The organism is Arthrobacter sp. C2, assembly GCA_024207135.1.
In the GTDB taxonomy this organism is placed as follows: domain Bacteria; phylum Actinomycetota; class Actinomycetes; order Actinomycetales; family Micrococcaceae; genus Paeniglutamicibacter.
This window is the reverse complement of the sequence record CP042428.1, coordinates 1293408-1315629: the sequence shown is the minus strand read 5'-3', so window position 1 is coordinate 1315629 and position 22222 is coordinate 1293408. Positions and strand designations below refer to the sequence as shown.

General features: G+C 69.1%; 20 protein-coding genes. 9 read left to right on the top strand and 11 right to left on the bottom strand.

Annotated elements, in window-relative coordinates; genetic code table 11:
- Positions 1-96: 96 nt before the first annotated feature.
- Positions 97-1368, top strand: coding sequence for an MFS transporter (locus FPY90_RS06120; protein ID WP_498684496.1), 1272 nt, complete (start codon positions 97-99; stop codon positions 1366-1368).
- A gap of 88 nt (positions 1369-1456) precedes the next feature.
- On the opposite strand, the gene FPY90_RS06115 is transcribed toward FPY90_RS06120, so the two are convergent.
- Entirely contained in the window at positions 1457-2173 is a 717-nt protein-coding gene (locus tag FPY90_RS06115; RefSeq protein ID WP_071216688.1) for an IclR family transcriptional regulator, read from the bottom strand.
- Between the two features lie 190 nt (positions 2174-2363).
- Here FPY90_RS06115 and FPY90_RS06110 point away from each other — a divergent pair, with 190 nt between their 5' ends.
- The 3 genes from FPY90_RS06110 (at position 2364) to FPY90_RS06100 (ending at position 6040) form a co-directional block, all read left to right on the top strand.
- Complete coding sequence (locus FPY90_RS06110; protein WP_498684494.1) at positions 2364-2903, top strand: flavin reductase family protein; 540 nt, start codon at positions 2364-2366, stop codon at positions 2901-2903.
- Positions 2904-2984: 81 nt separating this feature from the next.
- Positions 2985-4436, top strand: a complete 1452-nt coding sequence (gene hpaB, locus FPY90_RS06105; RefSeq protein ID WP_498684492.1) for a 4-hydroxyphenylacetate 3-monooxygenase, oxygenase component — start codon at positions 2985-2987, stop codon at positions 4434-4436.
- Positions 4437-4669: 233 nt separating this feature from the next.
- Positions 4670-6040, top strand: coding sequence for an MFS transporter (locus FPY90_RS06100; protein ID WP_071216651.1), 1371 nt, complete (start codon positions 4670-4672; stop codon positions 6038-6040).
- Between the two features lie 139 nt (positions 6041-6179).
- Here the strand turns inward: FPY90_RS06100 and FPY90_RS06095 are convergent, their stop codons facing one another.
- On the bottom strand, positions 6180-6848 hold the full coding sequence (locus tag FPY90_RS06095) for a phosphoribosyltransferase (protein ID WP_498684490.1): 669 nt from the start codon (positions 6846-6848) through the stop codon (positions 6180-6182).
- A 101-nt stretch (positions 6849-6949) separates the two neighbouring features.
- Between FPY90_RS06095 and FPY90_RS06090 the strand changes: the two genes are divergently transcribed.
- Complete coding sequence (locus FPY90_RS06090) at positions 6950-7522, top strand: META domain-containing protein (protein WP_498684488.1); 573 nt, start codon at positions 6950-6952, stop codon at positions 7520-7522.
- Positions 7523-7594: 72 nt separating this feature from the next.
- Here FPY90_RS06090 and FPY90_RS06085 read toward each other — a convergent pair whose 3' ends face one another.
- Together FPY90_RS06085 and FPY90_RS06080 are read right to left on the bottom strand one after the other, a co-directional pair.
- Positions 7595-9229: an ABC-F family ATP-binding cassette domain-containing protein gene (locus FPY90_RS06085; RefSeq protein ID WP_498684487.1), complete on the bottom strand. Its 1635-nt coding sequence runs from the start codon at positions 9227-9229 to the stop codon at positions 7595-7597.
- A 279-nt stretch (positions 9230-9508) separates the two neighbouring features.
- On the bottom strand, positions 9509-9775 hold the full coding sequence (locus FPY90_RS06080; protein WP_498684486.1) for a GlsB/YeaQ/YmgE family stress response membrane protein: 267 nt from the start codon (positions 9773-9775) through the stop codon (positions 9509-9511).
- A 261-nt stretch (positions 9776-10036) separates the two neighbouring features.
- On the opposite strand from FPY90_RS06080, the gene FPY90_RS06075 reads away from it, so the two are divergent.
- A complete protein-coding gene (locus FPY90_RS06075; RefSeq protein WP_498684484.1) occupies positions 10037-11509 on the top strand; it encodes an MFS transporter in 1473 nt (490 codons plus the stop codon).
- Between the two features lie 15 nt (positions 11510-11524).
- On the opposite strand, the gene FPY90_RS06070 is transcribed toward FPY90_RS06075, so the two are convergent.
- Positions 11525-12196 carry a phosphoribosyltransferase gene (locus FPY90_RS06070; protein ID WP_498684483.1) on the bottom strand — a complete coding sequence of 224 codons (672 nt, stop codon included), beginning with the start codon at positions 12194-12196 and terminating at the stop codon, positions 11525-11527.
- 111 nt (positions 12197-12307) lie between these two features.
- The gene (locus FPY90_RS06065; RefSeq protein WP_175475556.1) at positions 12308-13135 is read right to left on the bottom strand and encodes a GAP family protein; all 828 of its coding nucleotides are present in this window, start codon (positions 13133-13135) and stop codon (positions 12308-12310) included.
- Positions 13136-13445: 310 nt separating this feature from the next.
- On the opposite strand from FPY90_RS06065, the gene FPY90_RS06060 reads away from it, so the two are divergent.
- The 3 genes from FPY90_RS06060 (at position 13446) to FPY90_RS06050 (ending at position 16227) form a co-directional block, all read left to right on the top strand.
- Positions 13446-14762 carry a sensor histidine kinase gene (locus FPY90_RS06060; protein WP_498684482.1) on the top strand — a complete coding sequence of 439 codons (1317 nt, stop codon included), beginning with the start codon at positions 13446-13448 and terminating at the stop codon, positions 14760-14762.
- Positions 14759-15472: a response regulator gene (locus tag FPY90_RS06055; protein ID WP_498684480.1), complete on the top strand. Its 714-nt coding sequence runs from the start codon at positions 14759-14761 to the stop codon at positions 15470-15472. The genes FPY90_RS06060 and FPY90_RS06055 overlap by 4 nt, the downstream gene beginning before the upstream one ends.
- A gap of 194 nt (positions 15473-15666) precedes the next feature.
- Positions 15667-16227: a dihydrofolate reductase family protein gene (locus FPY90_RS06050; RefSeq protein ID WP_071216644.1), complete on the top strand. Its 561-nt coding sequence runs from the start codon at positions 15667-15669 to the stop codon at positions 16225-16227.
- 7 nt (positions 16228-16234) lie between these two features.
- Here FPY90_RS06050 and FPY90_RS06045 read toward each other — a convergent pair whose 3' ends face one another.
- The 5 genes from FPY90_RS06045 to FPY90_RS06025 form a co-directional block, all read right to left on the bottom strand.
- Positions 16235-16972 carry a hypothetical protein gene (locus tag FPY90_RS06045; RefSeq protein ID WP_498684478.1) on the bottom strand — a complete coding sequence of 246 codons (738 nt, stop codon included), beginning with the start codon at positions 16970-16972 and terminating at the stop codon, positions 16235-16237.
- Positions 16973-17188: 216 nt separating this feature from the next.
- A complete protein-coding gene (gene hpaD, locus FPY90_RS06040; protein WP_498684476.1) occupies positions 17189-18298 on the bottom strand; it encodes a 3,4-dihydroxyphenylacetate 2,3-dioxygenase in 1110 nt (369 codons plus the stop codon).
- A 47-nt stretch (positions 18299-18345) separates the two neighbouring features.
- Entirely contained in the window at positions 18346-19851 is a 1506-nt protein-coding gene (hpaE, locus tag FPY90_RS06035; RefSeq protein WP_498684474.1) for a 5-carboxymethyl-2-hydroxymuconate semialdehyde dehydrogenase, read from the bottom strand.
- Positions 19852-19903: 52 nt separating this feature from the next.
- Complete coding sequence (locus FPY90_RS06030) at positions 19904-20563, bottom strand: GntR family transcriptional regulator (RefSeq protein ID WP_071216640.1); 660 nt, start codon at positions 20561-20563, stop codon at positions 19904-19906.
- Between the two features lie 7 nt (positions 20564-20570).
- Positions 20571-22076, bottom strand: coding sequence for a fumarylacetoacetate hydrolase family protein (locus tag FPY90_RS06025; protein ID WP_498684472.1), 1506 nt, complete (start codon positions 22074-22076; stop codon positions 20571-20573).
- Between the last annotated feature and the right edge of the window lie 146 nt (positions 22077-22222).

Genomic DNA, 22222 nt, shown 5'->3' with positions numbered 1-22222 from the left:
GCGGCGCTCCGCTAGACTGGTTGGTGTTTGTCAAGGGTTTTGTGTAGCGGGAGGCAGGGACGGTACACGCGTGTATGTGGAGTGCCCGTCATCACCATGAGTAATTCCGTTTCCAGGAAAAAAACGCCCCAGCCCTCGCCCTATGCGGCGCTTCCGCCGCTGGTCGGCTGGGCCTTCTTCCCCCTGGGCTTCTTTGCCCGCCTGCCGCTGGCCATGCTGACCATCGGCTCCATGACCCTGCTGATCGATTCGACCGGCTCCTACGCCGCCGGCGGCATGGCCGCCGCCATGGTCGGGATCGGCTCGGCCGTGGGAGGGCCGACCATCGGCTACCTCTCGGACCGATTCGGCCAGCGCCGCGTGCTGGTCCCGGTGGCGGTGGCCCAGACCATCTTGATCACCGCGCTGCTCTGGTTCGGGGGTGCCGGTCCGCTGGCGCCGCTGGGCGTCATAGTGCTGCTGGCCATCCTGGCCGGTGCCACCGGCCCGCAGGTTGGCCCGCTGGCCCGTGTGCGCTGGATGGCGCTGACCCGCAAGCGCGACACCGGGGGACGCGAGCTCTCCGCCGCACTGAGCTACGAGTCGATGGTCGACGAGCTGGGCTTCGTGCTCGGCCCGGCGGCCGTGGGCCTGTTCGCCGCGCTGGTCGCACCCTGGCTGCCGCTGGCCATCGCCGCGGTCCTGACCATCGTGCTGGTCCCGCTTTTCGCGGTGCACCGCACCGAAAAGGCCGTGCTGCCCGCGGCGCGGAACGCCGTGAAGGTGAAGCTCAGCGCCAACCAGGTCACCGGGATTTCCTTCGCCGTGGCCGGCATGATCGGCATGGGGACCTTCTTCGGCGCGAGTGCCGCCGGAACCCTGGCCTTTGCCGGGGCGCTGGGCAACGCGAACATCGGCGGGCTGCTGTACGCCGCGGTCGGGTTCACCTCCGCGATCGCCGCGCTCTCGGTGGCCTTCTGGCCCAGCGGATGGCCGCAAGCCAGCCGCTGGCTCGCCGCGGCGATCTTCATGGTCCCGGCAGCGCTGGCCCTGCAGCTTCCCGGGGACCTTGCCCCGATGATTGCCGCACTGCTGATCGTGGGCATCCCCGTGGGCCCGGTGCTGGTCACGATCTTCACCCTCGGCGGGGAAATCGCCCCGCGCGAGCGCCTGTCCACGGTCATGACGCTGCTGTCCTCGGGGATCGTGGTGGGCACCGCCATCGGCAACTCGCTGGCCGGGCTGCTGGCCGATTCCCACGGCTATGCCGGAGCCTACGCGGTGGCCGCCGGGGCCGCCGGGTTGATCCTGGCCGCCGGCATCGCCATGGCGATCCTGCGCCAGCGCCAGCGCCGCATCATGATGTCCGGCAACGGCCCGCGCGCCTGACCGCACCGGCCCGGAAACCTCGAGCGGGCGCCGGCACCACGGATTTTTCCGGGTGCCGGCGCCCGCTTTTTCGCGTGCTGGGAACTTCCTAGGCCAGTTCGGCCTCGATCGCCAGCGCCGCGGCCTTCATCCTCTCGCCGATGGCAGCGACCTCGCTGGTGTTCGACCCGGTGCTGTAGACCACCGCAACGGCCGCCGGAAGCCGGCCCGGCACGTTGATGGGCGCGGCCACCGAGGACAGGCCGGGGATCACCTCGTCGATGCTGGTGGCGTATCCCTGGGCACGGGCGACGGCGGCGTTGTCCCGGTACGGCGTCTCGTGGTTGAGTTCGTTCCACTGCTCCGCGGTGAGCGTGGACTGCATGGCGATGCCCGGCGCCCCGTGCCCGAAGGGGTGCCGGGTTCCCGGGTGCTGCACCACCGTGGCGTGCACGTGGCGCGGCTCGACCGTCACCAGCGTGGTGCAGTCCGGCTGGTCCCACACGGCGATGAACGCACACATCTTCAACTCATTGGCCAGCACCGTCAGCTCGGGCAGCGCCGCGCTTTGCAGGTCGCGCTGCACCCCGCGGGCCAGTACCGCAAGCCCGGGGGCCCCGTGCACCCGCCCGGACTCGTCGCGGGTGACCAGGCGGTGGGATTCCAGGGTGCGCAGGATCCGGTAGGCAATCGAGCGGTGCACACCCATGTCGGCCGCGAGTTCCGCAATGGTCCGCGGTCCGTCGGCCTCGGCCAGGATCTCGAGCATGCGGATGCCGCGGGACAGGGTTTGCGATGCCGGGGCGGGGGCGCTGGTGGCAGTCATGGGTTTGGTGGCCATCCTCTGGGGAATCGTGCTGATGTGGCGTGCCGGTTGCTTCCGGGGGTTGTTGGCCAACCGGTGCTGGGCTATGGTGCAAATAGAGTTCTTTATTGGAACTATACGTTCGATATTAGAACATTTCCTCCTCCGTTGCGAGGAACCGAACGGCTGGAAATGGATCCGGGAGCACGCCATGATCGTTCCGCGCAGCAGGGGAGCCGCAGAGGGCGGACTCCCGCGCAGGATCGATGCCTCAACATTGCCACATTTCCGCGGCAGTCTCGGGCGTTTTGCCACCGGCGTCGCCATCGTGACCTTCGACGGGGCAACCCGCCGGCACGGGATCACCGTCAATTCCTTCACTTCCGTCTCCATGGACCCGCCGCTGGTGCTGGTGTCCATCGCCCGCAAGTCCAGGGCCCACGACGAACTGGCCAACACGCCGTTCACCGTGAACATCCTGGGTGCCGAGCAAAAGGCGCTGGCCCTGCACTTCGCCGGCCGCCCGAGCCACGAGCCGGTCTGGGTCGAGGGGGAGACCGCCCCGCGTCTGGCCGGGGTGCTCGCCTATTTCTCCTGCACCCCGTGGGCCGCCTACGACGGCGGGGACCACACCCTGTACCTGGGCGAGGTCCAGGACTTCAACTACCGCCGCGGCGACGCCTTGGCCTTCGCCAACTCCGCCTTCACCACCATCCCCGAAAGCCAACTCGGCGTCGAGGAGCTGCTCTAGGTCCGCGCCCGCCGCATGTCCCTTCCCGCACACCGCCGCCACATCCGAAGAAAGCCCACCACGCAAAAAGAGGTCCTCACCATGGGAATCCGAACCGGCCAACAGTTCCTGGACAAGCTCGATGCGATGTCCCCGCACCTGGTGATCGACGGGGAGGTGGTGTCGAAGAACCTCACGCAGCACCCCGCCTTCAAGAACCTGGCGCAGACCTACGCCCGGCTCTTTGACATGCAGCACGACCCGGCGTACCAGGACGCCCTCACCTGCATCTCGCCCACCACCGGAGAGAGGGTCAATGCCTCCTTCCTGATTCCGCGCACCCCGGAGGACCTGGCCCAACGCCGGGCCGCCACCAACACCTGGGCGCAGTACTCCCATGGATTCCTGGGCCGCACCGCCGACTACATGAACTCCGCGCTCACCGCCCTGGCCAGCGCCAAGACCTTCTTCGCGAAGGGCGACCCGGTCTACGGGGAACGCATCGAGGCGTACTACGAGTTCGCGCGCGAAAACGACCTGCTGGCCACGCACACGCTGATCCCGCCCCAGGTCAACCGCTCGGTTTCGGGATCCGAGCAAATGGGCGGTCAGCTCACCGCCCGCATCGTGGAGGAACGCTCCGACGGGGTGATCATCAACGGGGCCAGGATGCTGGCCACCGTCGCCCCGATCGCCGACGAGCTTTTGGTCTTCCCCTCCACGGTGCTGCGCGGAACCCCGGAGGACGCCCCGTACTCCTTCGCCGTGGCGGTGCCCAACGACGCCCCGCGGCTGCGCTACCTCTGCCGCACCGGGTTGCACAACGGGGGAAACATGCACGACGAGCCGCTGGCCGCACGCTTCGACGAGATCGACGCGGTGGTGGTCTTCGATGACGTGTTCGTCCCCAACGACCGGATCTTCATGCTCGGGCACCCGGAGCTGTGCAACGCGTGGTACACCGACACCGGCGCCGGCGCGCTGATGACCCACCAGGTCGTCACCCGCACCGTGGCCAAGTCCGAATTCTTCCTCGGCCTGGCCTCGGAGATCGGCGCGGCCATCGGCATCGACGGCTTCGCGCACATCCAGGAGGACCTGGCCGAGCTGATCCGCAACGTGGAAATCGGCAAGGCGCTGGTGGTGGCCGCCGAGGCGCAGGCAGCCATGAGCGTCGACGGGGTGCTGCTGCCGCATTGGGAGACGCTGAACGCGGCACGGAACTGGTACCCGAAGGTCTCCCAGCGCTACCCGGAGATCATCCGCAAGATGTGCGCCTCGGGGCTGATGGCGCTGCCGGGGCAGGCGGACCTGGAGGTGGCGGGCGAGGACATCGCCAAGTACCTGCAGGGCAAGTCGCTGACCGGGCCCGAGCGCATCGCGCTGTTCAAGCTCGCCTACGACGCCTCGATCACCGGGTTCGCCGGGCGCCAGTCGCTCTACGAGTACTTTTTCTTCGGGGACCCGGTCCGGATGGCAGGGGCCATGGTCAACGGCTACGACCGCGAGCCGGTGCGGGCCAGGGTGCGCGAATTCCTGGCCCGCGACCACTGATTCCTGAACGGATTCCCCTGGCCGGTCGCCCCGTTGCGATGCCGTGCTCCTGTGCGGTGCAGGCACCGGCCCGCCACGGAGCCGGTGCCGGAGGAGGTGCGCGGACGAACCCCGGCAGGTGGGACGTGAGTGAACTCACGATCATGGGTTACCATGGTCACAGCCGCTTACCGTCCGAACGGTCGGTATAACCACACTCACACCGCGCCTAGCGCCAACCGCTGGAGATCCCCATGGCCCGCACCTCCCTGGCTGCAAGCAAGAAACGTTCCGAGGAACGCCGCGTCCTTGCCGGCACGCTGGTCGGCACCACCATCGAGTGGTACGACTTCTTCATCTTTGCCCAGCTCACCGCCACCCTCCTGAGCCCGCTGTTCCTCGAACCCCTGAGCAAGTCGAACCCGGGCTTCGGGCAGATCCTGGCCTTCGCCATGATCGGCATCTCCTTCCTCTTCCGCCCGCTGGGCGCCATCGTGGCCGGCCACCTGGGGGACAAGTACGGGCGCAAGCGCATCCTGGTCGCCACCCTGATCATGATGGGGGCGGCCACCGCGCTGATCGGCATGCTGCCGACCTACGCGCAGATCGGCGTGGCGGCCCCGCTGCTGCTGGTGCTGCTGCGCATCGTCCAGGGCTTCTCCGCCGGCGGGGAATGGGGAGGCGCGGCACTGATGGCCGTCGAGCACGCCCCGAAGAACAAGCGCGGCTACTTCGGCGCCTACCCGCAGATCGGCGTCCCGATCGGCATGATCCTGGCCACCGGCATGCTCTACATCCTGCGCACCTCGATGACCCCCGAACAGTTCGGCGCCTGGGGCTGGCGCATCCCCTTCCTGCTCTCGGTCGTGCTGATCGTGGTCGGCTACCTGATCCGCAAGGCCGTCGAGGAATCCCCGGTCTTCAAGCAGCTGGCGCTGCGCAAGGCATCCGAGCACACCCCGCTGAAGCAGCTGTTCCAGACCAACACCAAGGAAGTCATCCAGGCCGCGCTGATCTTCATCTCCAACAACGCCGCCGGCTACCTGGTCATCGCGTTCTTCATCTCCTACACCACCAAGGTCCTGGGCATGCCGGTCGCACCGGTGCTGCTGGCCACCACCATCGGTGCCGTCGGCTGGCTGATCTTCACCCTGGTCGGCGGCTGGCTCTCCGACCACCTGGGACGCCGGAACACCTTCGTGATCGGCTACGGCATCGTCTTTGTCTGGATGATCCCGATGTTCATGCTCATCGACACCGGATCCATCTTCCTTTACGGGCTCTCGGTCTTCGTGCTGACCACCGGGCTGGGGCTGTCCTACGGACCGCAGTCGGCCATGTACGCCGAAATGTTCCCGGCGCACATCCGATACTCGGGCATCTCCATCGGCTACGCCCTGGGTGCAATCCTTGGCGGTGCCTTCGCGGCGACCGTCGCCCAGATCCTGCTGGAGGAAACCGGCAAGTCGATCTCCATCGCCATCTACATCATGGTGCTGACCGTCATCTCGGTCGCCGCGGTGCTGTGGGTCGGGGAAACCAAGGGCAACAACCTGCACGTCGAGGACGTGGACCCGGAACTGCAGGCCACCCACGACGCGGCGCAGCGCGACCAGCTCACCTAGACCGCGACCGGTGCGCCGTCCGCGCACCGCGCAAGCGACGAACAAGCAAGGGGTCCAGCGGCTCCCGGTCCCCGGTATGGGGAGCGGGAGCAACTGGGCCCCTTGCTGCTTGCGCCCGGGCACCGCGCGGCGTTGCCGGCTAGAGGTGCGGGACCAGGGCCAGGATCTCGTAGTCGGCCAGCGAGTCGAAGCGCGAGTAGAAGGCGCTGACGGAGTGGAAGACCCGCGGGGTGATGGCGCAGATGAATTCGTCGACCAGCGGCTGGACCGCCTTGTGTGCCGGGGCCGGGGCCACCGGGACGGCCACCACGATGCGTCCTGCCTTGGCTTCGCGCATCAGCTCCACCGCGGCGAGCATGGTCGCCCCGCTGGCCATCCCGTCGTCGACCAGGATCACGGTGCGACCGGCCACCGGCAGCACGGACTGGCCCACCAGGCGGGCCCGCAGCTCGTCCAGCTCCTTGCGGGCGTCGGTTTCGACCTCGTCCAGGATCTCCTTCTCGAAGCGCAGCTGCGCCGAGTCCCAGACCCCTTCGATGTACTTCAGCGAGGTGTGCTCCCCGTAGGCGGCCAGCGCGGCAAAGGCGATGTCGGTGCGTTCGGGCATCACCAGGCGGCGCACCGCCAGGGCATCGAGCGGCAGCCCCAGCCGCGCGGCGATTTCCGCGGCCACCGGGACCCCGCCGCGCAGCAGGCCGAGCACCAGCGCGTTCGGGTCCCGGGAATGCCGCTGCAGGTCGACCGCCAGGAATTCGCCGGCGGCCGTGCGGTCCGCGAAGCGGTTGGGGGCAATGTGTTCGGGTGTCATGTCTCTTAGTGTGCACCAGTGCGGGCCCCGGAGGCACCGCAGCCACGATCCCGCGGCCGCATTGCGGGCCAAACACCTGATATTGCGGCTAGCATGTGGGCATGAAGCGATCTCCGGCCCTCGTCCTGGCCGCGGCGTTCGCCCTGGCCCTGGCCGGGTGCGGGGCCGAGCCCGGCGCATCGACCCTCGAAAGCCCAGCGCCCGGTGGGTCCCTGCACCTGGAGATCATCGAACCCACCGACGCCAACGGCGGGCCGCGGGCCATGCCGACCAGCGCGGTGCCCGCACCGACCCCTACGCCGCCAACACCTTTGCCGGAGTCGGGAGCCTGGGTGCCGACGATCGCCGTGCCGATGCCGTACCCAAGCGGCCCGGCCGCCGCCGCGGTCACGGAGCAGTGGGGCGGGGCGACCGAGGGGTCCCCGGTGCTGTGGTTCTCCGACACCGGACGCTTCAACGGCAACGACGGGTGCAATTCGCTTGCAGGATCCTGGGTGGTGGACGGGGCGCGCATCGAGCTGAATGACGAGATCATGACCCTGGTGGCCTGTCTTGGGATGGATACCTGGCTGTCTTCGGCCGCGGTGGTGCAGGTGAAGGGCGACATCCTCCACGTCACCAACGCCGACGGGCGGGAGATCGGCACGCTGCCGCGCCTCAACGTCGCCCACTGACCCTTGCGATGCGGGCCGGGAGGTGCGAGGGGGCATCGACCAGGCCGGTTCCGGCGATTGCCGATTCACCGGCTACGGCACGACCTTCCCGTTTTCCAGGTGGATCCGGCGCCCGTCGAATGCGGAGCGCAGCGCCCGGTCGTGGCTGACCATCACGACGGTGCCGGCGAAGGCCTCCAGTGCCTGCTCCAGGTCGTCGGCCAGGGCGGGGGACAGGTGGTTGGTCGGCTCATCGAGCAGCAGCAATTCCGCCGGCCGGGCAAAGAGCCGCGCCACGTCGAGCCGGCGCCGCTGGCCCAGCGACATGGCCCCCACGCGCGCGACCAGTTCCCCGGGCCGGAACAGGCCCAGGGACAGCAATTGCCCCAGGTCCTCGTCGAGATCCCGCCCCGAACCCTGGCAGAAGGCCTGGGCAGCCAGCCAGTGCGCGGGGAACTCGGTGGGCTGCTGGCGCAGGTATCCCACCGCCTGGTTGACCGAGCAGGTTCCGGAGGTCGGCTCCAGCACCCCGGCGATCACCTCGAGCAGCGTGGATTTCCCGGCGCCGTTGGGACCGGTGACCAGGACCCGTTCCCCGGCGCGAACCTGCAGCAGGTCGATGCCCAGGCGTCCGGGAACACGCACATCGGCCAGCTCCAGCACCATGGGACGGAGCTCGTCCCCGTGGCTGGCGGCGTGAACCGGGCCGGGGGTGAACCGCAGGGGCTCGACGGGAACCGCGGCCTCGTTGGCCCGCAGCCGGGCCACGCGGGTCTTGGCCCGGCGCAAGGCCCCGGAGGAACCGTGCGAGCGGTCGCGGGCCCGAAACGCCCCGTGGCCGAATCCGGGCTTCTCGGCCTTCCGCGGGATCGCGGCCACGGAGGTCCCGGAGTGCTGCCCCAGGCGCGCGGCCTGCGCCAGGTCTTCCTCCCACTGCTCCCGGGACAAGACGACGGCCCGGCGCTCGGCGGCCTTGGCCCGAAGGTATCCGTCGTAGCCGTCGGCGTGGCGGGTGGGCACACCGCCGTCGAGCTCAAGGATCGCCTCGGCGATCCGCCCCAGGAACAGGCGGTCGTGCGTGCAGAACACCACCGTGCCGCGATGGGTGGACAGGCGCTGCTCCAGCCAGTGCAGGCCCGCCGCGTCCAGGTTGTTGGTGGGTTCGTCGAGCAGCAGCACCTCGGGGTTGGCCGCCAACGTGGCCGCCAGCGACAACCGCGACTGCTCCCCGCCGGAAAGCGTGGACATCGGCCGCTTGCCCGGGAGCCGGCCCAGGCCCAGCCGGTGCGCCGAGGCGGCCAGGCGGCGTGCGGCACCGGCACCGTCGCGGGCCTCGTGCTCTGCTGCCAGGCGCGCGTAATCCTCCAGGGCCGCGGGCAGCCGGTCCTCGCGTGCGCGCGCTAGGGCCTCGGCCGCGGCGGAGATCTTGGCTTCGAGCTCGCGCACCGGGGCCAGGGTATGGGACGTGAAGTCCGCGACGCTCCATCCCGGTTCGACGCGGGGTTGCTGCGGCAGGTAGGCGATTCCGCCGGCGGCCTGCCGGATGGCCGTCCCGCGATCCGGGGTGAGCTCGCCGGCCAGCAGGCGCAGCAACGTGGTCTTGCCGGCGCCGTTCTCGCCGATCAGGCCCAGCCGTTCGCCGGGGCGCACGGCAAGGTCCAGCTCGCGGAACACGGTCCGCGCGGGGAAGGAAAAGGCGATCCCGTGCAGGGAAAGTTGGGTTTTCATGATGGTGTCCCAGGTATTTGCGCGCAGTTGCCGGTTGCGGGCCTGGACCGCTGCGCTTGCTGTCATCGGGGTTAGGGTGCGCGGGCGCGGATGCCAGGACCGCCGGTACGGCGATGGACAGGGCAGGGGTTGCGCACCGGGCGGCCCGGCGGACGCGCCCCATGGGGGCAAGCGCCGGGAGGCGAACCGATTACAGGTAGACAACCATCATGGGCCAAACCATAGCAACGGATGGCGCGGGCTGTCGAGCAGTGCGAGAGAGGCAGGCACCTGCCGGGACTAGCGGTCCAGGCGCCGTTGGCGGATGGCGCCGTAGACCCCGGCGACAATCACCGCGCCAACGATGGCCAGGACCCAGGTGCGCAGGTTGAGGAGCCCGCCGAGCCCGGTGTGGAAGACGAGGCTGCCGATCCAGCCGCCGACGATGGCGCCGGCCACCCCCAGGGCCAGCGAGGTGAACCAGCCGCCGTTGACGCGCCCGGGCATGATGTTCTTGACCAGGGCGCCGACGATAAGGCCCAGGATGATCCAACCAACCAGCCCCATCGGGTGCTCCTTCGAGACATTGGGCGCCCGGGTCCCGGGCCGTCCGTGCGGACGGCGCACAACCCCGGACGAGCAACAATTTACGGCGCAAGCCGCCGGTACGCAATGCGCGGCGGGCGGCGAATCCGCGCGGGAGTCCGCACCACGCCACCCGCAACCGGGCCGGCGCCGGGGCCCGGCATCAATCCCAGCTGTGGCGTGGGTCTTTGGCGCCGGTGCCGGCAGCGCGTATGAATAGAGGGAGAAGCGAAGGAGGACACGATGCGCGGCGAGGTGCCGGAAGCTCAGAGCCACGTGCCGGACCCCGGGCGCTGGCGGATCCTGGCGGTCCTGCTGGTCACCATGTTCATGTCGCTCGTGGGGGTGTCCATCGTCAACGTCGTGCTCCCGGCGATCCAGGCGGGCCTCGGCGCCTCGCAATCGGACATCCAATGGGTGCTGGCCGGTTACGCGCTGACCTTCGGGGTCGTGCTGGTGGCCGCCGGGCGCGCCGGGGACGTCTATGGCCGCGGCGCCCTGTTCATCGCCGGGGTCGCGATCTTCACCCTGTCCTCGGTGGCCGCCGGGCTGGCACCGGATCCGCTGAGCCTGAACATCGCCCGGTTCATCCAGGGCGTGGGATCGGGGCTGGTCAACCCGCAGGTGCTGGGCATGATCCAGCAATACTTCCGCGGCCCCGAGCGGGGGCGGGCCTACGGCGCCATGGGCACCGTGGTCGGCTTCTCGGTGGCGATCGGCCCGCTGCTTGGCGGGGCGCTGATCGCGCTGCTGGGTCCGGATGCCGGATGGCGGGCGACCTTCCTGGTCAACGTCCCGGTCGGGGCGCTGGCCATCGTGCTGGCGCTGCGCTGGTTCCCGCGGCCGATGTTCACCCAGGCCGCACGCCCGGAACCGCAACCCGCACCCGGTGCCGGGCGCCGCAGCCGGCGGGCCACCGACCTGGACCCGGTAGGCAGCACGCTGCTGGGACTCGGAGTGCTGGGAATGCTGCTGCCCTTCGTGCAGGGACGCGAGAGCGCCTGGGTGTGGTGGCTGCTGCCCGGCGGGCTGGCCGTGGTCGCCGGATGGGTGCTGTGGGAACGGAGCTACGCGGCCCGCGGGTACGCCCCGATGGTCGACCTGGACCTGTTCCGCATCGGCTCCTTCACCTTCGGCACGCTGATCGCCGGCTTGTACTTCGTGGGGATCTCCAGCGTGTGGGTGCTGGTGGCCATCTACGTCCAGGACGGTCAGGGGTTCACGGCGCTGGATGCCGGGCTGCTCGGGTTGCCGGCGGCACTGTGCGCGGCGGCCAGCTCGCACCTGGCCGGGCTGCGGGTAATGGAATACGGGCGCAAGATCGTGATCCTCGGGATCCTGTGCGCGCTTCTCGGACTGCTTTCCAGCATCGTGGTCATCGAGCTGCACGCGAGCGGGCGCGTGGGGCTGTGGTGGCTGCTGGGCACGCTCGCGTTCGTGGGCATCGCCCAGGGCGCGATCATCGCCCCGAACCAGGCCCTGACGATGCTCGAGGTGCCCGCCGAGCACTCCGGCAGCGCCGGGGGAGTGATGCAGACCTCCCAGCGCATCGGCACGGCCGTGGGCATCGCCATGATGACCGCCATCTTCTTCGCCACGCTGTCCGCCACGGCCTGGGACACGGCCATGAGCGTGGGCCTGGCCTCGATTGCCGCGGTGGTGCTGATCACGCTGCTGGTGGCGCTCGCCGACCAGCGCCGGCGCACCCGGGGGTAGCCGCCGGCCGGACGGCTACGCGTCGGGGTTCCGCGAACCGCGCAGCAGCGCCGCCACGGTCTCCTCCTGGACCTGGGAGAAGTCCTCGTAGTGGCTGCCGACGGCGGAGAAATCGCGCGGGGAGTGGAGGACGACGATCGCCGATGCCCCTTCCATGGCGTGCGCCCGCTCCCGCGGTGCCACCGGGACCGCGACGACGACCTGGTCCGCCCCGCACCGGGTGACCACGTCCAGGGACGCGTGCATTGTGGCACCGGTGGCCAGGCCGTCGTCGCACAGCACCACGGTGCGCCCGGCCAGCGGCGGCGCGAAGTCGGCGAAACGCGCGGCCAGCACCTCCAGCTCGGCTGCAGCCCTCTCTTCCACGGCCCGAAGCCCGGCGGTCCCGGCCGAGGCCAGCGCGTGGTGGTGGACCGAGGGCACCAGGTAGCGTCCGGCCACCCGGCGGTAGGTGGCGATGGCGCCGAAGGCTACCTCCTCATGGCCCGGGACCCCGAGCTTGCGCACGGCCAGCGCGCCGAGCTCGGCGCCCAGCCTGTGGGCCAGCGGCGCGGCGACCGGCAACCCGCCGCGCAGCAACCCGAGCACCACGGTGTCGGCACCCAGGCCCTGGGCGGCCAGGACCTCGCCGAGCAGCTCGCCGGCCTGCGCCCGGTCGTGGAACTTCACCGCTGCATGCCTGCCCATGCCTCCAGTGTGCCCGTGTTCGGGGCCGGGGTGAATACCGGACAGCTCAGCCGGCCGCCCGATCCGGCGCCGCCGACGGCCGGGGCATGCCCGGATGCCAGGGGAATCCGGTCACTTGAAGGGGTTCCACCCGGCGGTGGGAAACAGGAACGCCAACGAGGACCGCATCATCAGGAACCCGAGGATGCCCACAACCCACGGCAGCCACTGAGAGGACGACTTGGCCAGCCACGCCGAGAGCCGCCCCAGCGGGCCCTGCACCCTCGGTCCGGCAACCGCCCGGATGCCGATGACCACCGCTGCCGGAAGCAGCATCACCAGGCAGTAGAGCACCAGCAGCCCGGATTGCGCCGGCAGGGGGTACGGACTTTGGGTCAGCAGTCCGATGGCCCCCAGATAGGGAAGCATGGTGGGCAGTTCCAGGAGCCCGGCGGTGACGCCCAGCCCCGCAATGCCCCACGGGCTGGCCAATGCCGCGTCCAGCCGACGTGCCCAGCGGCCCTCGGAGCCCGGCCCGGCCTGGTGTGCGGCGCCCCGCGCGGGAGCCGGTGCGCGGCCGGTTTCGGCGGCCGGGCGGCCCGCACCCGCACCCGCAGGCACGGCCCCGGATGCCGCCGTGGCCTTGTCCGGGTTCTTCCTGAAGGACCAGGCGAGCATCCCGGCGCCAAGCAGCAGCACCGCCCACCGGAAGGTCGAGGAGCCCAGCAGCGCGCCGGTGAATTCCTTGCTGACCAGGTCCACGCCGCCGAGCAGCAGCAGCCCGACGGCCAGGTAGAAGCTCCCCACAACGCCCAGGTAGCCCAGTGCCGGGCGCAGGTTTCCGCGCGACTTCGCCCGCAGCACCAGCCACACCGGGATCACCAGGGTGCCGATGCTGGTGGCATCGATCAGGGCCAGCACGGCCAGGGAGGCGAACAATCCGGTGGTTCCAAGCATCATGCTTCCAGCTTCCCCCGGGCACCGGTGCATGGGCGTCGCTCCATGGGAGCATCCGGGGTCATCCCTTCGTAGGACACCGGGTGCCGACGCCAGGGCGCCGCGTCGCGCATCCGCCATATCCGCTGCCCCCGCTGCCCCGGGCCTCGCGCGCGCGATGCCTGCCGCCACACCGGGTTTGCGGCGCGTCGCCCCCGGGTCTCGGTCTCGCGCGGGCGCGCGCGAGACGCCCGGAACGCCAGCGACGGACCCGGCAGGGGTACTACGTAGTGTCGCCCTTGGTAAAAGCGCCCCGACGTACCACGATGAAAGGGTGCTAGACGATGAGAACGCCACCGCGACGCCCGGGCCCGGCCGCCGCGCACGGGTGCGACCCCAGGACCTGGCCCTGGCGCTGGGCTATGCCGGAGTCACCTGGCTGTTGCACGCGCTGGCCATGAACAACGAGGGGGCCTGGGGGCTGCACCGGTACAACGGGTGGTGGCCGCTGCCCCTGGCCATCGGCTGCCTGGCCGTCGCACTGAGGCAACGCCAGGTCCTGGCCGCCTCGGCCACCATGGCGGCGGCCGGGATCGGGCTGTTGCTGGTGGGCAGCAGCGGCGGGTTCTTCCTGGTCTTCGAGTCCGTCTTCACGCTGGTGCTCTTCGGCGGGGCCAGGGTTTCGCGGGCCGCCGAGCACGGCTCGCTGGTCCTCACGGCGTTGCTGACCATCGTGATGTACTTCGTGACCGGTTCCGCCGCGATCAGCGTGACCCTCGCCCTGGTTGCGGCGATGGTCCTGGTGATGCCGGCGCAATGGGCGGGAAACATCCGCCACGCCCGGGAGCTGGCGGCCAGCGAGGCCCGCACCGCGGCGGCCAGGGCGGAGGCCGCGGAGGCGCGCTCGGCGGCGCAGGCGGCCGAACACGAACGGATGCTGGTGGCCGAGCGCACCACCATGGCCCGCGAGGTCCACGACGTGCTCTCCGCCCGGCTCGCCGCGATTGCGCTGCAAAGCGGTGCGGCGCTGAACTCCCCGCAGAACCCGGAGCTGGCCGCCCGCGCCATGGACGCCATCCGTACACAGAGCGTCAACGGGATCGAGGAGCTGAACACCATGATCCGCTTGCTGCACCGCGGCACCCCGCTCGCGCCGGCCGGGTCGCTGGGCGATGTCCCGGCCCTGGTCCGGACCTACAGCGGCGCGGGGCTCCGCGTCGCCTACCGCAACGAGCTGCCCGGAAGGGGAAGCACCCTGGATGCCGTGACGCAGGCAACCATCTACCGCAGCGTCAACGAGTCCCTGGTCAACTTCGCCAAGCATGCCCCGGACGGCGAACTCGCGCTCTCGCTGGTGCCCCGCGACGGGTCGGTGCTGTTCTCGGCCTCCAACCCGGCGGCCGCCGGGCACCCGGGCGATGGCGGGGCCGCCGGCGTCCACGGCACGGGCACGGGCACCGGGCTGCAGGGCATGCGGGCCCGAAGCGCCGAGCTGGGCGGCTCGTTCCGGATCTCGACGGCCAACGACACCTTCGCAATCTTCATGCTGCTGCCGATGGGCCACCGCCCGCCGGCAGCGGCCGCGGCGCCCGGGATAGCGGATAGGCCCCTCGGCCACGCACCTGCCCACCTCAACGAAGGAACCACGTGAGCGCACACCAGGGGCCGGTTCCCGGCCACGAACCCCGCGAGGCCCCGCCCCGGCCAACGATCACCGTGCTGCTGGCCGACGACCACGCCGCGGTCCGGCTCGGCATGCGCATGGTCGTGGAATCGGCACCGGGTTTCACCGTCGTCGGCGAGGCCGGGAACGGTGCCACGGCGGTGTCGATGGCCCGCGCCCTGCGCCCGGACGTGGTGCTCATGGACCTGCGCATGCCCGTCATGGACGGGGTTGCGGCCACCGGGCGGATCGTGGCCGAGTCGCTGTCCAAGGTCCTGGTGCTCACCACGTTCGACCACGACGAGTACCTCTTTGGCGCGCTGGCCGCGGGCGCCCAGGGTTTCCTGCTCAAGAGCGCGTCCCCGTCCTCCATCATCGCCGCCATGCACGCGGTGCTCGGCGGCGACCAGGTGCTGGCCCCGGAGGTCACCGCCAAGATCGTGCACGCGGCGCTCGAGGCGGCGCCCGCGCCCGCGCCGCAGTTCCCGGGCATCGACCCCCGCCTGGTGCTGACCGGGCGGGAACTGCAGGTCCTGCGGGAACTCGGTGCGGGCCTCACCAACCACCGGATCGGGCGGAACCTGGGCATCGGCGAGACCACCGTGAAGACGCATGTCTCACGGCTCATGGGCAAGCTGGGAGTCTCATCCAGGGTCCAGGCCGCCCTGGTCGCGCACCGTGCGTTCGCACAGGAATAGGAGTCCGCACGGAGCAGCCGGGCCCGATCCAACCATCACCCGCGGCGCATCGCGCTGTCCGCGTGCGGGACTGGTTGCCCCGCCGCGGTCCGCCGGTGACTTCACGGCCGGCGGGGAGTAGCCTGAACCCGATGCGCCGCAGGACCCCCGTCCGCCGTTCGGGGACACCCGGGGCGCTCGGGAAGGGTAGCACCATGGCCAAGCTGATCTACGCATACCTCGCCTCGCTGGATGGCTACGTCGCCGACACAACGGGGGACTTCGGCTGGGCCTACCCGGGCGAAGAGGTCATGGACTTCATCAACGCCAAAGAGCGCGACGTGGGCACCTACCTTTACGGGCGCACCATGTACGAAATGATGGCCGGCTGGGAAACCGACCCCGGCTATGCCGCCGGGTCGCCCGGGGACGCGGAATTCGCCAGGCTCTGGCAGGCCGCCGACAAGGTCGTCTTCTCGCGCACCCTTGAAGCGGCAAGCACGAAGCGCACGCGGATCGAGCGCAGCTTCGATGCCGGTTCGGTGCGGGCCTTGAAGGAAAGCGCGGCAAAGGACCTGAACGTCTCCGGCGCGACGATCGCGGCCGAGGCGTGGCGCGCGGGGCTCATCGACGAGTGCCAGGTCTATGTGGCCCCGATGCTCGTCGGGGGAGGGAAGCCGATGTTCCCCGATGGGATCCGCCAACCGCTGGAACTGCTCGAGGAACGCCGCTTCGCCAACGGCATGGTCTTCATGCGCCACCGGGTGCTGCACTAGCCGGCTGCTATCCCCGGCCGAAGAAGCGTTGGAAAAAGCCCGCCTTGCGGCTTTCCGACACTTCTGGTTCATGCTCGATAGGGTCAACGTCCAAATACCCGGTCTCTAGGAGTTCCAGTTCGATTTGAAGCTCAGCCTCGGGAGTCGTGGGAGCCTGCCTTGCATGGTGCTCAAGCCGCTCGAAATAGTGGATCGAGCGTGCCCTGACAGGTGCTTCTTCAGAGATCTTCAGTAGCCCGATTTTCGAGGAGAGAAAGAGCCCTTGCTCAAATTCCTCGCCCATCACGTCTATCGAGTCTTCGTACATCAGATGATCAGAAAGGATTGGCAGAGTTGCATTGGGATCGGTTTTCCAGACGCCTGACAGACGATGCCGACCATTGACCAGGTTATCCAGCCATGGATCTCCTTGAGAGGCTTCGGCGTCGCTAAACCAAGACGTGACGATCTTGCGTTCAACCTCGCTCAGCTCCAACCTGTCATCGGCAACCAGCTCAAATTGGCCTTCGTCCTCGTCATCTTGCCTATGGAACTCTTGACGGGCCAGCTTTCCACCTAGCTCTTGGATTATTTCCCCCACGGCACCCCAGCGGATGGTGTCACGATCCGCATGGCGTTGACCTCCGTCTGCCTCGTCAGGGTCCACGAACCAGGGCATCTCCGACACGCGGGCGAACCAGAACCGTTCCGGATGCTGAAGCTGAATTCGGATCTCGTGGGATCGGCCTAAGCCTGAAGTCGTCATAGGCCGACAGTCTACGAGCTGACCACCGGTCCACCAGGACTCCTACCGAGGCTTTCCCATTCCTCAAGATCCACCCAATCGGCCGCCCGGACAGCGGCGGGATCCTTCGAACGCCAAAGGGGCCGGCGCGCACGCCCCATCGCCAGGATGGTGCATGCACGCCGGCCCCCGATCGGACGCGAAGGTCCGGTTATGCGGCGGGTTGCCGGGTGCCGGCTAGAGCTGGTGGCCCATCTTGAAGCCGACTTCCTCGCCCGGGTCGCCGGTCAGCGCGTCGCCCGGTGCGCGGGTGTAGGAGAAGCCGTCGGCCCCCACGGTCACAGCCATCTCCGAGGAATCGGTGCGCTTGATGACTTCCTGCGGGTTGCCGTCCAGGTCCAGGACCAGGGAGGCCTCGGTGTACCAGGACGGGACCACGGGGTTGCCCCACCAGTCGCGGCGCTGGTTGTCGTGCACGTCCCAGGTGATCACCGGGTTGTCCGGGTCCCCGGTGTAGTAGTCCTGGGTGTAGATCTCGATGCGGTGGTCATCGGGGTCCAGGATGTAGAGGTAGAACGCGTTGGAGACGCCGTGGCGGCCCGGTCCGCGCTCGATGCGGTCGGACATGCGCAGCGCGCCCATCTTGTCGCAGATCTGGATGATGTTGTGCTTCTCGTGGGTGGAGAATGCCACGTGGTGCAGGCGCGGTCCGTCGCCGCCGGTCAGGGCGGTGTCGTGCACGGTGCCCTTGCGGTGCATCCAGGCGGCGTAGGTGGTGCCCTCCTCGTCCTGGATGTCCTCGGTGACCCGGAAGCCCAGGTCCTCCAGGTAGGCGCGGCCGCGCGGGACGTCAGGGACGACCTGGTTGAAGTGGTCCAGGCGGACCAGCTCGCCGGCCGAGTAGATGTCGTAGCGCTGGTGCAGGCGCTCGACGTGGTCGGTCTCGAAGAAGAACTCGTACGGGAAGCCCATCGGGTCCTCGACGCGGACCGAATCGCCGATGCCCTTCACGAAGCCCTCGGTGCGGCGTTCGGTGCGGCAGCCCAGTTCCTTGTAGTACGCCTCGGCGGCATCCACGTCGGCGTTGGAGCGCACGCGGAAGGCCATGGCCTTCAGTGCGGCGACCGGTCCCTGGGTCAGCACCAGGTTGTGGTGGATGAACTCCTCGAAGGAGCGCAGGTAGATCTGGTTCTCGTCTTCCTCGGTGACGTGCAGTCCCAGCACATCGACGTAGAACTTGCGCGATGCGGCCAGGTCGGTGACGACGAGTTCGGCGTAGGCGCAGCGCAGGATGTCCGGGGCCGGAACCGAGGGGGTGGGAATGGGGTTTGCTGGGGTCTTGGTCATGACGGGTTCGCTCCTTCGCGAATAAAGCTGGAAAGTTGTGGAAGTGCCTAGGCGCCGAACTTGGGGGTGTGGACCTCACCGAGGGTGATGTGCACGGCCTGCTGGTCGGTGTAGAAGTCGATCGAGCGGTAGCCGCCCTCGTGGCCCAGGCCCGAGGCCTTCACGCCACCGAACGGGCTGCGCAGGTCGCGCACGTTGTGGCTGTTGAGCCAGACCATGCCGGCCTCGACATCCTGCGCGAAGTTGTGCGCGCGCTTGAGGTCGTTGGTCCACACGTAGGCGGCCAGCCCGTACTTGGTGTTGTTGGCCAGGGCCAGGGCCTCCTCGTCGGTGTCGAACGGGGTGATCGCCACGACGGGGCCGAAGATCTCCTCCTGGAAGATCCGGGCGTCCGGGGCGACGTCCACGAACACGGTCGGGGCGACGTAGGAGCCGTTTTCCTGGCCCTCGGGCAGGTTCTCCGGGCGGCCGCCGCCGGCCACGACGCGGGCCTCGGTCTTGCCGATCTCCACGTAGCTCATGACCTTGTCGTAGTGCTCGGGGTGGACCAGCGCGCCGACCTGGGTTTCGGGATCGTGCGGGTCCCCGACCTTGATGTTCTTGGCACGCGCGGCGTAGGCCTCGATGAACTTCTCGTAGATCGGGCGTTCGACCAGGATGCGGCTTCCGGCGGTGCAGCGCTCGCCGTTCAGCGAGAAGACGCCGAAGAGGGTCGAGTCGATGGCCGCGTCGAAGTCCGCGTCGGCGAAGACGATGGCCGGGGACTTGCCGCCCAGCTCCATGCTCATGCCCTTGAGGTTCTCGGCGCAGTTGCGGAAGATCAGCTGGCCGGTGGAGGACTCCCCGGTGAAGGAAATCAGCGGCACGTCCGGGTGCTTGACCAGCGCGTCGCCGGCTTCCTCGCCGATGCCGTTGACCAGGTTGAAGACGCCGGCCGGCAGGCCGGCCTCCTCGAAGATGGTGGCCCACAACGAGGCGGACAGCGGGGTGAACTCGGCCGGCTTGAGCACCACGGTGCAGCCGGAGGCGATGGACGGGGCGAGCTTCCAGGACTCGAGCATGAACGGGGTGTTCCACGGGGTGATCAACCCGGCGACGCCGATCGGCTTGCGGTTCACGTAGTTCAGCTGCGATCCGGGGACCTTCAACGCGGTGTCGTGCTGGGCGACGATGAGGTCGGCGAAGAAGCGGAAGTTCTCCGCGGCGCGCTGCGCCTGGCCGCGGGCCTGGGTGATCGGCAGGCCGGTGTCGAAGGTTTCCATCTCGGCCAGGCGGTCTTCCTGGGCGACGACGGCGTCGGCGATCTTGTACAGCACCTTGGCACGGGCCCGGGGGCTCATGGTCGGCCACGGGCCGTTCTTGAACGCCTCGGTGGCCGCGTTGACGGCTGCATCGATGTCGGCCTTCTGGCCGGCGGCTGCCGTGGCGTAGGTCGTGTTGGTCACCGGGTCCAGGACCTCGAAGGTCTCCCCGCCGATGGAGTCGACGAACTTGCCGCCGATGTAGTGCTGGATGGTCGTGGGAAGGTTCTCGGGAACGAAGTGCTTGCTCATTTACTGGCTCCTTGTGGGGGATTGCGGGGGAAGGTGGTGTGCTGCGGAAGTGCTAGAGCGGGGAGGCCGGGAGGTTGGCCGCCGCGAGGTAGGCGTTCAGGGTGGTGGTCCGGTGGGCCCGGGCCGCCTGCTCGATCTGCGCGGCCGGGGCATTGGCCTCGATCAAATCCAGCAGGTTTGCATGTTCCTTCACCGATTCCCGGGCGCGGCCCGGGATGTGGGTGAAGGAGGAGGAGCGCATCGCGGCCAGGCGGTTCCAGCCGCGCTGCACCAGTTCCAGGATGTGCGGGTTGGGGCAATTGCGGTAGAGCACCTGGTGGAATTCGTTGTTCAGTTCGGTGAAGCGCACCGCATCGAAGTCGACCAACAGGTCGGCCATGGCCTGGTTGATGGACCGGGCCGCGGCCAGCTGGTCGGCGTCGATGAACGGGGCGCTCAGCGCGGTGGCTGCGCCCTCGATGATCGCCAGGGTCTGCATGGTGTGCAGGTAGAGCGTCATGTCGGCCGCGGCCACCATGGCCCCGACGTTGCGTTCGAAGGTCACCAGGCCCTCGGCCTCCAGGCGGCGGATGGCCTCGCGGACCGGGACCACCGAACAGCCAAGCTCGGCGGCGATGGCGCCCAGCACCAGCCGGTAGCCGGGGGTGAAGGTTCCCTCGGTGATCTTCTCGTGCAGCAGCCGGTAGGCCGACTCTGACTTGCTCGGGGCCATCGCCGGCCTAGATTTCCGGTTCGCCGTCGGCGACCCACTGGTTGTACTTGGCCTTCCAGGACGCGTTCATCGGGAACAGGCCCTCGATCTTGCTGCCCTTGGACACGTTCAGGAAGACGAAGGTGTCCTGGCGTTCGGATTCGACGACCTCCTCGGCGATCTCGGCGGCCAGGTGCGGCGGGATGACCAGGATGCCGTCGGCGTCGGCGATCACGATGTCCCCGGGCACGATGGTGGTCCCTCCGCAGCCCACGGCCACGTCGGTGTCCCACGGCACGTGCTTGCGCCCCAGGACCGCCGGGTGCGCCCCGTTGTGGAAGGTGGGGATGTCCAGGGCCGCGACGGCGTCCAGGTCGCGGACCCCGCCGTCGGTGATGATGGCCTCGGCGCCGGCCACCTGGGTGCGCATGGCCAGGATGTCGCCCAGGGTGCCGGAGCCCTTCTCGCCGCGGGCCTCCATGACCAGTATCTCGCCCGGGCCGATGTCGTCGATGACGCGCTTCTGCGCGTTGTAGCCGCCGCCGTGGGTCTTGAAGAGGTCCTCGCGGTTCGGTACGTAGCGCAGCGTGCGGGCGGTGCCGATGACCTTCCTCATGCCCTTGGTGGCCTGCAGACCGTCGACCGAGACGTTGTTCAGCCCGCGCTTGCGCAGGGCGCCGGAGATGGTGGCGGTGGCCACCGACATGAGCTTTTCCTTGACGTCGTCGGTCAGCGCCTGCTTGCCGGTGACCGGCAGCTCGATGCCCGCGCCGGCGGCGGTGCCGAAGGCGTCGATGCGGTCCGCGTCGGTGATCTTGGGCTGGTTGCCGAAGGCCGCGAAGTCGGCGGTGCCTTCCACGACGGTGGTGGCCAGGCGCCCGGTGGACAGGCCGGCGGCCTCGTCGTCGACCTGCACCTCGACCAGGTCGCCCGGGACGATCACGGAGGATCCGGCCGGGGTGCCGGTGAGGATCACGTCCCCTGCCTTCAGCGTCATCTGCTGGGAGAGGTCCGCGACGATCTGCGCGAAGGAGAAGATGAGTTCTTCGGTCGTGGCGTCCTGGGCGAGCTCGCCGTTGACCCAGGTGCGGATGCGCAGGGCCGCCGGGTTCACGGCCGCCGCAGGAAGCAGCACCGGGCCCATCGGGGTGTAGCCGTCGCCGGACTTGGAGCGGATGTTCGATCCCTTGTCGGCGTACTTCATGTCGTACACGCCCAGGTCGTTGGAGGCGGTCACGGACCCGACGTGGGACCAGGCGTCCTCGACCGAGACGCGGCGCGCATCGGTGCCGATGACCAGCGCGATCTCGCCCTCGAAGGCGAGCAGCTCGGTGCCGGCAGGACGCTCGACGGTGGACCCGGAGGCTGCCAGTGAGGAGGAAGCCTTCATGAAGTAGGACGGGAAGGCCGGGGTGCGGCCGCGCTGGGCGGCACGCGAGGAGTAGGAAAGATGTACAGCAAGAACCTTGCCGGCCGCCTCGAAGATGGACTGGTCGACCTGCACCGGTTCGGTGGTGGTGGCGTCGCTGCTCACGGTTTCCTCCTGTTGTGTATGAAATCGTATACGATCTAGTGTGATGGAGATCTCCGCGATTGTCAACACGTGTAGCGCGAGACGGTCGGTCCCGCCCGGTCGGGCGGAGGAAAAGCGGATACACCGCGCGAACGCGGAAGGCCCGT

What these genes read in the sequence shown, in the direction of transcription:
- FPY90_RS06070 (WP_498684483.1), bottom strand. Translation starts at nt 12,196, where the DNA reads ATGGGCAGGCATGCAGCGGTGAAGTTCCACGACCGGGCGCAGGCCGGC.
- FPY90_RS06120 (WP_498684496.1), top strand. Translation starts at nt 97, where the DNA reads ATGAGTAATTCCGTTTCCAGGAAAAAAACGCCCCAGCCCTCGCCCTAT.
- FPY90_RS06115 (WP_071216688.1), bottom strand. Translation starts at nt 2,173, where the DNA reads ATGACTGCCACCAGCGCCCCCGCCCCGGCATCGCAAACCCTGTCCCGC.
- FPY90_RS06100 (WP_071216651.1), top strand. Translation starts at nt 4,670, where the DNA reads ATGGCCCGCACCTCCCTGGCTGCAAGCAAGAAACGTTCCGAGGAACGC.
- FPY90_RS06080 (WP_498684486.1), bottom strand. Translation starts at nt 9,775, where the DNA reads ATGGGGCTGGTTGGTTGGATCATCCTGGGCCTTATCGTCGGCGCCCTG.
- FPY90_RS06110 (WP_498684494.1), top strand. Translation starts at nt 2,364, where the DNA reads ATGATCGTTCCGCGCAGCAGGGGAGCCGCAGAGGGCGGACTCCCGCGC.
- FPY90_RS06075 (WP_498684484.1), top strand. Translation starts at nt 10,037, where the DNA reads ATGCGCGGCGAGGTGCCGGAAGCTCAGAGCCACGTGCCGGACCCCGGG.
- FPY90_RS06050 (WP_071216644.1), top strand. Translation starts at nt 15,667, where the DNA reads ATGGCCAAGCTGATCTACGCATACCTCGCCTCGCTGGATGGCTACGTC.
- FPY90_RS06065 (WP_175475556.1), bottom strand. Translation starts at nt 13,135, where the DNA reads ATGATGCTTGGAACCACCGGATTGTTCGCCTCCCTGGCCGTGCTGGCC.
- FPY90_RS06085 (WP_498684487.1), bottom strand. Translation starts at nt 9,229, where the DNA reads ATGAAAACCCAACTTTCCCTGCACGGGATCGCCTTTTCCTTCCCCGCG.
- hpaD (WP_498684476.1), bottom strand. Translation starts at nt 18,298, where the DNA reads ATGACCAAGACCCCAGCAAACCCCATTCCCACCCCCTCGGTTCCGGCC.
- FPY90_RS06090 (WP_498684488.1), top strand. Translation starts at nt 6,950, where the DNA reads ATGAAGCGATCTCCGGCCCTCGTCCTGGCCGCGGCGTTCGCCCTGGCC.
- FPY90_RS06095 (WP_498684490.1), bottom strand. Translation starts at nt 6,848, where the DNA reads ATGACACCCGAACACATTGCCCCCAACCGCTTCGCGGACCGCACGGCC.
- FPY90_RS06030 (WP_071216640.1), bottom strand. Translation starts at nt 20,563, where the DNA reads ATGGCCCCGAGCAAGTCAGAGTCGGCCTACCGGCTGCTGCACGAGAAG.
- FPY90_RS06045 (WP_498684478.1), bottom strand. Translation starts at nt 16,972, where the DNA reads ATGACGACTTCAGGCTTAGGCCGATCCCACGAGATCCGAATTCAGCTT.
- hpaE (WP_498684474.1), bottom strand. Translation starts at nt 19,851, where the DNA reads ATGAGCAAGCACTTCGTTCCCGAGAACCTTCCCACGACCATCCAGCAC.
- hpaB (WP_498684492.1), top strand. Translation starts at nt 2,985, where the DNA reads ATGGGAATCCGAACCGGCCAACAGTTCCTGGACAAGCTCGATGCGATG.